An 11,921-nucleotide genomic window follows, 5' to 3' on the forward strand; every position below is an offset into this window, starting at 1 on the left:
GACAGAATGAACAGGATTGTTGAAGATTCACAGGATTGACAGGATATTAAACATCCTGTCAATCCTGCGAAATCCTGTTAATCCTGTCTCATCTGAGCAGCCTGCTCGCCCGTGCGTGCGGTCAGCGCCTGCCGCACCCGCTCGAAGCGTGCAAGCAGGCTCGCGTCCTGCGGTGCCGGGCCGCACAGATACCAGTCATGCAGCAGTTGGGTCGTCCCCTGGAGCGGGTCATCCTCGCCTTCGACCATGCGTTCGGCGAGCCGCGCGACCTGGAATTCCAGACGCTGTTGCGCCAGGTTGGCGGGCGATGAGAGTCCGGTGATGATCTCAAGCTGGAGACAGATCTGGCTGCGCCGTTCGCCATTGGCGGCGTAACGGTATCGCAGTTCGGCCAGTTGTTCGGGATCCTGCGCCGCTTTCAGCGCCAGCTCGAAGCGTGCTGCAAGCGCCTGCTGCAGATCGCTCTCCCCTTGTGTCTGAGCGGCCCGCCAGAGCTGGCTGGCGGTTTCGGCATCGATCAGGTCGGTCGTTTTGCCAAGCAGGCTCAGTTCAAAGCGTTCGCAAAGCTCCGCCTGACGCTGGAGCCGCTCCAGCGCGGTCTGTCGCTGCCGATCCTCGCTCTGCCGCTGGCGTTGCTCCAGGTCATCGCGGCACGCCTGCCACTGGCGCGTGAGCTGGCCCGCGACCTGACGCGGTACGGGCAGTGACTGCGCGGCGCGCCAGCGTTCTTCGAATTCATGCAGCGCGGCGGCGAGCCGTTTGGGATCGGTCTCGCTTGCGGCAAAGGCCCGCGCCTCGGCGCAGATGGTCTCGCGGGTGGCGAGGTTTGACTTGAGTTCGTTGGCATGCGCCTGATGCAGCACGGCGCGGCGTTCGAAGACCGCATCGCAGGCGGCGCGAAAACTCTGCCAGAGCCGGTTTTCGTCTTTCTGACGCGCCGGGACCGTGGTTCGCCACTCCCGTTGCAGCGTCTTGGTCTGCTCGATGGCGGCGTCCAGATCGGGCGCCTCGGCCAGCGCCTGCACCTGTTCGATCAAGCGGTGTTTATGGGCCTGATTGCGTTTGCGCTCGGCGTCCAGGCGCTGGTCGAGCTGTCTGAGCGACTGATGGAAACGACGCTCCAGTGCTTTACGGTGGCGTCCCTCGGTCGGTCCAATGCCGGACCAGAGCTGACGGGTCTCGCGTTCGGCGCGCAGGATCTTTTTCCAGTCCACCCGCTCCCAGTCGATCTTGCTTAAAAAATCCTCGATCTGCTGACAGATCTGCTCGCGCGCGAGCCGGTTCGACTCGCGTTCCACCGCCTGTGCCTGCATGAACGGACGGCAGCGTGCATAGACCGCATCCGAGGCGGCATGAAAACGCTCCCAGAGCGCCTGATTCGCGGGCGAGCCGGTTTTATCGAGTCCTTTCCAGTCCATCTGGAGCGCGTGGAGTCGTTCAGCCAGCGCCTCCAGCGGCAGTTCCCTGGTGATCAGTTCTTCCATGTCGTCGCAGAGTCCCTCGCGATGCTGATCCGCACCCCAGCGACGCCAGTGCTGGAGTTCGCGCAGTTGGGGGGCGAGTGCACGCAGTCGGCGGGCGATGTCGGACTCGGCGCCCTGCTGGAGTCCGCTGGCCTTGATCATGTCCAGCCCGGCCTGGAGGCTTTGGTAAAGCGGATCGGCCTTTTTGAGTTCGCCCGCCGCCAGATGCGTCTCCAGTTCGGCGAGCCGTTCGGGAAGCAGAGCCAGCCGCTGCTCGGCATGTCGGCGCTGGGTCGCGAGCCGGGATTCAAGCCGTTCGGCCAGCGTGAGAAAGGGTTGTGCGGCGTCAGGATCGCTCAGGCCGTTGGCGAGCGCGCGACCCCGTTCGAGCAGTGACTGAGCATCCTGATGATCCAGCGGTCTGGACTCATCGAGCAGTCGTGCGGCCCGGGCGGTGAGCTTCTCCAGCCGCGCCGCGTTCTGGCCGCGCTCGGCAAAGGACTGCCGAACGGCATCCGCCGCCCGCATGAGCGCGTCATAGCGTGCATCGAGCGGGCGTTGCCGCGCCTCCGGCAGTGCGGGGAGACTCTTCCAGCGAGCGGCCAGACGCTCGCACAGGGCGGCGATCCCGGACTCGTCGGTGAGATCGGTGGCGGTCGCCAGTTCGTCGAGCAGCGCCTGACGTTCGGCAAGCGATGTGGCCTGCGTTGCCTGGGCGGCAATCTGCGCCGCCTGCTCGCGGCAGAAATCGTCATGGGCCGTCAGGAAACGCTCGCGTCCGGCCTGATAACGCGCCTGCCAGTCGGCTTCGGCATGCTCCTGGATGGCGGCCCACTGGCGATCCAGATGTTCCAGCAGCGCCCGATCCTGGCCCCAGTTGCCGAGGCGTCCCAGATGCTCGACCCTGGCGCAGAGTTCCTCGCACTGAGCGCCGATCCGGCGCGGCAGTTCGTCCTGCTCGGCGATCAGGCGCAGTTTCTCGCGCGCGGCGCGATAGACGTTTTTGTCCTTTTTGCCGATCTGGCGTAACACCTGCTCCAGCGCCGCCCGGTCCTGCAACCGTTCGACCGCGAGCCCGCGATTGGAGGCCAGCGAATCCCGCACCGCGCACTGAGCCAGCACGGCGGGCGAGGCGATGCGTTCGATCAGCGCACGCCGGATCTCGGCGGCATGTGCCTGAATGGCGAGCGTTTCCAGGAGCGGGAGGTCATCAATGCGGGAGAGTTCGTCGAGCTGCACCGCCAGCGGGATGTCGCAGGCGCTGTCGCACAGTAGATCACGATAACGTGTCGTCGCCGTCTCGCGGACGCCGGAATCAGGGTCGTCGGTGCGAATCTGGCGGAGCAGGGGCAGATTCTGGAGTTGCCGGGTCGCCTCGTCTCGTTTCGCCGCATCCGCATGATGACGCGCCTGTTCCGCCAGGGCTTCCTGGGTTTGGGAGGCGATGGCCTGTTTGGCCTCGACTGCGGCCTGTTGTCGTTTTTTGAGGAAGCGCCCGAATAACATCCCAGCTCCGCCGATGATTGCTGAATCAGTAAGCCATTGTACCGACGAATGGATTGCTGCGCCGTTCCTGACCAAAGGTGGACATGGGGCCATGTCCGGGGATGAAACGCACATCGTCACCCAGCGGGAAGAGTTTCTGCTGGATCGAGTCGATCAGATGCCGATGATTGCCGCGCGGAAAGTCGGTGCGTCCGATGGAGCCCTGAAAGAGCACGTCGCCCACCTGGGCCAGACGCTCGCCGGCATGGAAGAACACCACATGCCCCGGCGTGTGACCAGGGCAATGGATCACCTCAAGCTGTTGCTCGCCAATGGTGACGACATCGCCCTGATCGAGCCAGCGTGTCGGCTCGAAGGGGCGGATCGGCGGAAAGCCGAACATCTCGCATTGTTCGGGCAGCCCCTTAAGCAGAAAGTCATCGTTGCGGTGCGGGCCGATGATGGGCACTCCCAGCCGTTCCACCAGATCCGTGCTTGCGCCCACATGATCCAGATGGCCGTGGGTCAGGAGGATGCTCTCAGGAACCAGTTCCAGTCTGGCGACGAGCGCAAGGATGCGCTCCGGTTCGCCGCCTGGATCGATGATGGCGGCACGCCGGGTGCGCTGGCACCAGAAGAGCGTGCAGTTCTGCTGGAACGAGGTGACTGGAAGGATGCTGAAATCCACGGCGATGGTTGATCCCTGGAGCAGTTGCCGGATGGCGGGTGGGCGGTGAGCGGGCGTGCCGTCAGGCGCGCAGCATCACATAGAGTCTGTCTTTGAGCAGCAGACGCTCTTTTTTGAGTTCTTCGATGGTCTCATCGGCGACCGGCGTTCCGAGTTCCTCGAAGTTGCGCACGCGGGCGTCGAGCGCGTCATAGTCGTCCATGAGGCGCGCGAATTCGGGCTTGTCGGCCCGCAGTGCCGCGATCTTGTTTTCCAGATCCGGGAATTCGTGAAGCAGGTCGTGAGATTCGCCAAGCATGGGGCCGGTCCTCTTGAGTTTGGGACCGCCGCGCGGATCACGCGGTCGGTCAGGGTCGTCAGCATGAGTCGAGCGCGAAAGTATACGCCAGCGTAAGGCGCCCGAAACAGTCCGGTCAGATTTCCGTCAACCACCGTGGCGACCTGGACGCGGTTTAACAGGGGCGATTTAAATCGCCCCTACTTGGTCGAGGCGTCCAGTTGCTTGATGACCTCTGCGGTGAGATCAAGCGACTCATCCATATAGAGCAGACCGGCCTGACCATGCTCGACAATCATGCCGAGCTTCTTCTTTTTGGCGATATCGTTCACCGCCTGACGTGCGGGACCGATGATCTTCCGCCCCTTTTCCTGTTGAGTCTTCATGAGTTCCTGCTGAATCGGCATCACTTTTTTCTGATAAGCCGCGACGCTGGCCTGAAGCTCTTTTTCCTTCTTTTCCACCTGCGCCTTGCTCATCAGCGGCTTGTCGCGTTCCAGCTCCTGTTGCAGTTTCTGGATCTCCTGTTCTTCCTGCTTGAACTCCCTGGCGCGGGGCTCGAATTCCTTGCGCAACTCGTCCTGCAGCGCCTTGCCGAGTTTGCTTTCCTCCAGCACTTTTTGCATATCGACATAGCCAATGCCGGTGTTGTCTGCCGCCTGAGCGGGCAGGATCACAGACAGCGACAGCGCGGCGAACAGAAACAGACGGGTCATGAAGGGGCTCCGGGGATTGACTGTTGGTTGGTATGAAATGAAAAGCCGCAGGGCGAGCGGGTCACGGCGGACGCTGGCTGCATGTTGCGGAGGATGGATTGTAACCATGCCGGGCGTCTGGTGACAGCAGTTGCACTGCCTGGCAGGCCGGCAGCCCCGGCATCCTGCGCTCATGTCGCGCGGGGTCGGTGTGCAGGCCGCCATGATCTCTCCGGACGAGCCGGAGACAGGCGTAATACGACCGCCGCATCCGCGCCGCCGGACGGCTTGGGTGATTGGCCCGTGAGAATGCATGCCTCGTGTTTCGTCCAATCGTCTTTTAAGGCTCGCGATTGGAGATTTCTGCTGTCATGCAAAATTAACCAAAGGTTAAAATCTCTCTTCGATTATCAGGTGATAAGTCACTTTACACTTCGGTAATCGAGCCTCTACTCAGTTTCAGAACGATGTCAATTTCTCGCATTTCTGACGCTCTTGATTCGCCGCAATTCGTCAGACCCTCGACAGATCGCTCCGTATCTCAGGCATCCCAAGCCATCAAACTGAGCAACCGTCTGAAAACGAAGATCAATTTTGCTCTCATGCTGGTCGTGACGGCCGTGCTGATTGCCTACAGCGTGTGGGATGTCCTCAGGGTTCGTGCTGACGAAGGCGCACGTCTCGACCGCGACGTCGCGGCTGCGCTGGATCGCCTCGGCGCGGGATTGCCGAAGCCGCTCTGGGATCTCACCATGACGACCGTTCAGGACATGATGCGGGGAGAGATGGGCCAATCGGCCGTGTTGGGGATCACGGTGCTGGGTACGGATGGCAGACCGGTGACCACACTGGTGCGTGACGGGGAGATCAAGGAGGCCGGCCAGCTTCCGGAATTGACGGGGACATACCTCGAAAGCCGCGAACTGACCTTTCGGGACGGCGACGTCACCCAGTCGCTGGGCAGAGTCGCCGTGCTCATCTCCGACCAGCCCCTGCGTCAAGCCGTCGTGCAGGCGGTTATGCGGAATGTCCAAATTGCGATCCTCTTGAATGTGATCCTGGTCTTGTCGATGGGATTCATCCTGAACCGGATGGTCCTGGATCCGCTTGCCGCGATCCTCGCCCGCGTACAGGACATCGCGGACGGTGAGGGAGACCTCAGTAAGCTGGTCGAGAGTGGGCGCCGCGACGAGCTGGGGCAATTGGGAGATGCGCTGAATCGCTTTATCGGCTCTATACGCCAGATCGTCACCGAGGTCGATGAAGTGGTGAAGGGACTGGCGAATTCAGCCGACGATGCGCGTGAGACTGCCGACGGACTCAATCGGCAATTGGGCCGGCAACAGGAGGATCTGTATTCGTTGACGACTGCACTGACTCAGTTCCGTGCGACAACCGAAGAGGTCGCACGCAATGCTGCCCTGGCTTCCGAGTCCGGCGACCAGGCGGGTAATCGCGCCAACCTGGGGCTGGAGCAGGTTCGGGAAGCCAACCGCTCCAATAGCGAACTGGCTGATACCGTGGATCGGGCATCGACCGTAATCGCCGAATTGCGGCAGAACACTGATGCGATCAGTGGGATCCTGGACGTGATCCGCAGCATCGCTGACCAGACCAATCTGCTCGCCCTCAACGCCGCGATCGAAGCAGCTCGCGCAGGCGAGCATGGGCGCGGATTTGCTGTGGTTGCCGACGAAGTACGGGTGCTCTCGCAGCGCACCCAGCATTCGACCAGCCAGATCCAGGAGACCATCGCCGGGCTGGAGGAGCGTACTGCGCAAGCCGTGCGGGCAATGGCGGAAGGCAAGCACAAGGCGGAGCGGAGCGTCGAGCAGGCTTCTGGGGCTGGCGGCGCCTTCGACGAGATCCACGCAGCCATCCAGAACATCGTGCAGATGATGGCTGGCGTCGCTACGGCGGCGGAACAGCAGAGCGCCACGGTTGCAGAGATTGAGCGTAACGTCACCAATATTCAGCAGGTGCATCAGCAGACTCTGCTGGTTTCGGCGGCGACCGCCGGGTCCGGGGAGCAGCTCTCGGATAGCGTCGGCCGGTTGCGCACCTTGTTCGGAAAGTTCCGCCTGTGAGCAGGCGGCGCTCCCCCTGCGATTGACGGACCGATCCGCTTTCTCGATCCATTTCAAATTCACCGTTGTCCTTACGGAGACTCACATGATGAAAGGTACTGGCGTGGCGCTGGTTCTGGCGCTTTTCTCGGCAATTTGCTTCGGGCAGGGACTGGAGCAGAAACTCAGGGTCTTCACTTGGTACGGTTATGTCACATCGCAGGATATCGAGGCGGTGGACAAACTCTTGGAAGCTGCCGGTAATCCGGTTCGCGTTGAGGTGATTTCGACGGTCGCCGAGGGACCGGAGCAGATGTTTCAGGTGATCCGTCGCGGCGATGCGGATCTCACCTTCCTCACCCTCAACTACATCAAGATGCAGAATGAGAAGATAGGGAAATTGCTTCAGCCGATCAACACGGACTCGTCTCGTCTCGGTAACTATGCCAGTGTTATTCCAGCGCTCAAGACGATTCCAATGGGCGTCATTGACGGCAGGTCCTACTATGTCCCCTTTGGTGGTGGCGCCTATGGTCTCTGGGCAAACATGAAATTGGTGAGCGCGGCGGATCTTCCTCACCGCATCGGTGACTTGCTGAATCCGCGATGGACCGGAAAGATCTCGCTGACCGACGGGCAGATCCAGCCCAACATCGCACTTGCGCTCCTGGCGAACCGTCACGCCCCCTTTGCGATCAATGATCTGATAACCACGAACCGTGCCGAGGCGCTGGCGTTGGCCGCGCCGGGCGGCGAGGTCCAGTCCTTCCTTGGCAAGCTCTACGGCCAGGTCGGTGCGTTCTGGAGTACCGCGCCCACCTTTGCCGCCCCCCTGGAGATCGTTGCCAGCTACGGGCCGGAAATCGGTGGCTTGCGCGCCAAGGGTGAGGATTGGCAGCTCATTGAGTTCGAGGAAGGCAATACTGTGTGGCTGGACACCATGAACATCGTGGCTGGTGTCAGTGGAGCCAAGCTCGAAGCGGCAGAAATCTTCATCAACTATTTCCTGAGCAAGGCGGTTCAGGATCGAGTGGTGAATGGGCTCAGCATGGTGGCGGTGACCACGGACGTGACGAACCCGGAGATCGAAGCCAATCCCGATTTTTTCGACCCCAAGATGTTCTGGCCGCCTTACGAAGCCGCAGCCGACAACATGATGAAAAAAATGTCTGATCACGCCAAAGCGTCTAAGGCGGCGGAGTGACCAAAGCGGACGGAGCTTTCGGCGGGGCTTGGTGACGGCCTCGACATCCGTTGGCAGGCGGGCGGGTGACGTCCGCTTTCAGGAAGGGAACGACCAGACCCCGGATGGGTGTTTGACGCGACTCAGGAATCGGACGGAATGGTCAGAACCTGACCGGCGCGGATCATGTCGTTTTCATGCAGGCCATTCTGCGCGCGCAAGGCAGTCAGGCTCACTCGATAGCGACTGGCAATCCCGGACAGGGTGTCGCCGGAGTTGATGACGTGCTCGCGGGAGACCGTGGACCGATTGACGGGGCGCAACGCAGTGGATCGGGATGGCGGCGCGGCGGGGGCCGGTTCGGTTCCGAGCGGCGTGGAGGTTGCCGGTGCGGGCGGGGCGAAGCGCGCATCCGTGTCGGCGCGCGACGATGCGGAGCGGAAACCCTGCGGTGGATATTTTTTGAAGTAGGTCCGGACCCCGGCCAGGATGGCCTGCGCGAGCCGCTGTTGATGGGCGTTGCTGGTCAGTCGCCGCTCCTCGTCCTGATTCGAAATGAAGGCGGTTTCAACCAGCACGGAGGGAATGTCGGGCGATTTCAGCACCATGAAACTGGCGCGCTGTACCTCGTTCTTGTGCATGTTGCCGAGATGGCCCAGATAAGCGAGAACGGCGTTGGCCGCTTCGGTACTGTGCTCGATGGTCGCATTCTGGGTCATGTCCATCAGGACCGTCGCCAGCAGATCGTCATTCGTGGGGAGATCGATGCCGCCGACCCGATCCGCGTTGTTTTCGCGATTCGCCAGCCACATGGCGGCCTCGCTGCTCGCGCCGCCATAGGACAGCGTATAGACCGAGGAGCCATGGGCGTCGGCATTGTTGTAGGCATCGGCATGGATCGAAATGAAGAGATCCGCGTTCTGCTCGCGCGCCATCAGCATGCGTTGACGCAGGCCGATGAAATAATCGCCGTCGCGGATCATCAGCGCCTGCATCCCCGGTTCGCGGTTCACCAGTGCTGCCAGTTTGCGGGCGATCGCCAGGGTCACATCCTTTTCGCGGGTGCCGCCGGGGCCAATGGCGCCCGGATCCTCGCCGCCGTGTCCTGCGTCAATGGCGACGAGGATTGGGCGCGCCTTGCCCCTTGGAGCATCCGGTCTGGGCAGGGTCTGTGTCATCGTGCGGGGCGAATCGCCGCTGGCGACAGACGTGGTTCTGGGGATCAGGTCAATGATCAGCCGATGCCCCTCGCCGTTGCCCGGGCCTGTCGTGAAGCTCTTGACCCGGACCGCCTGCTTGAGATCCAGGACGATACGCAGATCATCCTGGTTATGCAGACCGCTGCGCAGACCGACGAGCGTCGGGTCTTTGGCGGTGGCGTCGGGAAGCTTGCCGATCAGTGTCGCGGTCGGCAGATCGATCACCACGCGGTCAGGATGGTCCAGGGCGAAGATCCGATGCGACACCGGCGCCGTGGTGGCAAACACCAGGCGGGTCTTGCTGGCGTCTGTCACGACCTGGGCACATTCAACCACCACGCGAGACCCGGCTGCGGGCAATGAAATCAGTAGCAGTAAGAGTGGGAGCAGCCTGTTCACGGATCGCCTCGACGCCATCTCTTGTCAGCGGACGTTGTATTTAAGATAGCAGTTCCGCGACGATCTTTCCAAACTAAATCCGATGATTAAGGCGCTTTTCTCGATAAGTCATGATGATTATGTTGCGCATAAACGACGGTTTTGACTGGCTTTTAAACCGCGTCCAGCGCGATATGCGTAATTTTCAGTTTGTGTTTAGCTTTGGAGATGTCATCGACCTCAGTGGAGACGCGGTTTAAAATTTTATATTTTTTAATATCTTAAACCGCGCCCGCTCGAAGGGTCGTCGATTCTGCCAAGGCCGACTCAATCCCCAAACATCACATACCGCATCGGGCGCGGTTTAGCCGGTGCGGATCACGCTGAGGTGCCGCTCAGACTGGCGATGACCGCCTGTCCGCGAGGACTGCCGGGCTCCAGTCTGAGTCGCCGGCCAGGTTCCGCATACGCGATGCCGATCCGCAGATCAGCCGCCGGCAGGATGCCGGCGCCCCGTTCCGGCCATTCGATCACCCAGAGCACATCTTCCCCCAGCAGGTCGCGCAGACCGAGATACTCCAGCTCTTCGGGATCCGCCAGACGGTAGAGATCCAGATGCTGGACGCGCGCGGTCGGCAGTTCATAAGGCTCGATCAGGGTATAGGTCGGACTGCGCACGGCCCCGCGATGCCCCAGTCCATGCAGCATGCCGCGTGTCAGGGTCGTCTTGCCGGCGCCAAGATCACCCTCCAGATAGAGCACGCAGGGGAGGTGCAGACAGGCGGCAAGACGTGCGCCGAACGCAAGCTGGGCCTCCGGGTCGGGCAAAAGGATCTCCATCAGTGTTCTCCGATACGATTTGCAAGCGGCCGCAGGGCTGCGATGAGGTCGCTGGCGATCAGCCCGCGCTCACCGCCCCGCGCCGCCTGATCACCCGCCGCCGCATGCAGACAGACCCCGGTACAGGCCGCCGCTTCCGCATCCAGCCCCTGTCCGCGCAGGGCCGCGATGAGGCCGGTCAGCACATCGCCCGCACCGGCGGTCGCCATCCCCGGATTGCCCTCGCTACAGACTGACGACGGTCGCTGCGAGTCGCCCCTGATCAGGGTGCCGGCGCCCTTGAGCACGACCACGCCGCCAAAGCGCCGCTGGATCTCGGCGACCGCATGCGGACGATCTTGCTCAACTTCCGCGATGCTCACGCCGAGCAGTCGCGCGGCCTCGCCGGGATGTGGTGTCAGCACCCAATCCGGTCGGGACAATGGTGATTCGGCAAGCAGATTGAGTGCATCGGCGTCCACCACCAGTGGCGTGTGCTGTTCCTTTACATGATTCCAGAGCCCGCGTCCCCAGTTCGTGCGCCCCAGGCCAGGACCGATGGCGAGGACATCGGCCCTCTCGATCAGGGGCGTCAGTTCGCCCGGTTCAGCCACCCCGCTCACCATGAGTTCCGGGCGGCTCAGGTTGAGCCAGGCGGCGTGGTCGGGATGGGTGGCGATGGTCACCAGTCCGGCACCAGCGCGCAGCGCCGCTTCGCCCGCCAGACGCGCGGCGCCCGACATCCCTGGCGCGCCGCCAATGATCAGCACATGACCGCAGTCACCCTTGTGCGCCGTGCGCGGTCGCGGACGCAGTGAATCGGCCTGCTGTCGCCAGTCGATGCGGCGCAGCGATGGCGTTGTCTGCGCATAGACCGCCGCCGGGGCAGCCAGCGAACTGAAAAGCACCTCACCCCGATAATCCGGCCCCTTGCCGACGAAGAGCCCCTGTTTGAGCCCGATGAAGGTGATCGTGGCTGAGGCGTGCACGGCCTCGCCCATCACACAGCCGGTGTCGGCGTGCAGGCCCGAGGGAAGATCGATGGCGAGCACTGGCGCCTGTTGGGCGTTGATCGCGGTGATGGCGTCCGCCCAGATCCCGGTGACGGGACGTTCCAGGCCGGTGCCGAACAGTGCATCAACGATGAGATCGGTGTCAGGCGGCAGCGTCTGGAAAGGTTCCAGGGTTCCGCCAGCATCGCCATAGGCCGCACAACTGGCCGCTGCCTCGCCGCGCAGGCGCGCGGCATCCCCCAGTTGCAGCATCCGCACCGACAGACCATCCGCCCGCGCCAGACGCGCCACCACATAGCCGTCGCCACCATTGTTGCCGATCCCGGCCAGAACCGTGAGACGCCTTGCCGTCGGCCAGTGCGCACGCAGCAAGCGATAGGCCGCCAGCCCGGCCCGGTTCATCAGTTCGATTCCAGGGATGCCATGTTGCCGGATCGCGATGTCATCCAGGTTGCGCACCTGATCGGCGCGGTAGAGCCTGTGGGGAAGCGGGTCGAGGTCGGGCATGGATTTCCGCCTGGATGGTGTTGAAGGGCAATCCGGTTTTTCCGGTCGCCTGAATCTGGGCGCAGAGAATACCGGACTGCCGATCTTTCGTCCGGGTCCAATGGATTTTTCCGACTCTGCGATTGACTGGCGGGTGAGTAGACTAGCC

Annotated in this window: 9 protein-coding genes; 2 read left to right on the forward strand and 7 right to left on the reverse strand. The window is 62.4% G+C overall.

What is annotated here, in order from left to right; translation table 11 throughout:
* Positions 1–77 precede the first annotated feature (77 nt).
* The 4 genes from EDC35_RS11835 to EDC35_RS11850 form a co-directional block, all read right to left on the reverse strand.
* The gene (locus EDC35_RS11835) at positions 78–2,969 is read right to left on the reverse strand and encodes a DUF349 domain-containing protein (RefSeq protein ID WP_132977453.1); all 2,892 of its coding nucleotides are present in this window, start codon (positions 2,967–2,969) and stop codon (positions 78–80) included.
* A gap of 25 nt (positions 2,970–2,994) precedes the next feature.
* Positions 2,995–3,636, reverse strand: a complete 642-nt coding sequence (locus EDC35_RS11840) for an MBL fold metallo-hydrolase (RefSeq protein WP_132977454.1) — start codon at positions 3,634–3,636, stop codon at positions 2,995–2,997.
* 61 nt (positions 3,637–3,697) lie between these two features.
* A complete protein-coding gene (locus EDC35_RS11845) occupies positions 3,698–3,934 on the reverse strand; it encodes an HP1242/YdcH family protein (protein ID WP_132977455.1) in 237 nt (78 codons plus the stop codon).
* Positions 3,935–4,113: 179 nt separating this feature from the next.
* Positions 4,114–4,629: an OmpH/Skp family outer membrane protein gene (locus tag EDC35_RS11850; protein WP_132977456.1), complete on the reverse strand. Its 516-nt coding sequence runs from the start codon at positions 4,627–4,629 to the stop codon at positions 4,114–4,116.
* A 446-nt stretch (positions 4,630–5,075) separates the two neighbouring features.
* Between EDC35_RS11850 and EDC35_RS11855 the strand changes: the two genes are divergently transcribed.
* A complete protein-coding gene (locus EDC35_RS11855) occupies positions 5,076–6,695 on the forward strand; it encodes a methyl-accepting chemotaxis protein (protein WP_132977457.1) in 1,620 nt (539 codons plus the stop codon).
* An 85-nt stretch (positions 6,696–6,780) separates the two neighbouring features.
* On the forward strand, positions 6,781–7,878 hold the full coding sequence (locus tag EDC35_RS11860) for an ABC transporter substrate-binding protein (RefSeq protein WP_132977458.1): 1,098 nt from the start codon (positions 6,781–6,783) through the stop codon (positions 7,876–7,878).
* Positions 7,879–8,000: 122 nt separating this feature from the next.
* Here EDC35_RS11860 and EDC35_RS11865 read toward each other — a convergent pair whose 3' ends face one another.
* The 3 genes from EDC35_RS11865 to EDC35_RS11875 form a co-directional block, all read right to left on the reverse strand.
* A complete protein-coding gene (locus tag EDC35_RS11865) occupies positions 8,001–9,455 on the reverse strand; it encodes an N-acetylmuramoyl-L-alanine amidase (protein WP_165903418.1) in 1,455 nt (484 codons plus the stop codon).
* 357 nt (positions 9,456–9,812) lie between these two features.
* Positions 9,813–10,274: a tRNA (adenosine(37)-N6)-threonylcarbamoyltransferase complex ATPase subunit type 1 TsaE gene (gene tsaE, locus EDC35_RS11870; RefSeq protein WP_207896198.1), complete on the reverse strand. Its 462-nt coding sequence runs from the start codon at positions 10,272–10,274 to the stop codon at positions 9,813–9,815.
* On the reverse strand, positions 10,274–11,773 hold the full coding sequence (locus EDC35_RS11875; protein ID WP_132977461.1) for an NAD(P)H-hydrate dehydratase: 1,500 nt from the start codon (positions 11,771–11,773) through the stop codon (positions 10,274–10,276). The genes tsaE and EDC35_RS11875 overlap by 1 nt, the downstream gene beginning before the upstream one ends.
* Between the last annotated feature and the right edge of the window lie 148 nt (positions 11,774–11,921).

The organism is Thiobaca trueperi, from assembly GCF_004342175.1.
GTDB lineage: Bacteria > Pseudomonadota > Gammaproteobacteria > Chromatiales > Chromatiaceae > Thiobaca > Thiobaca trueperi.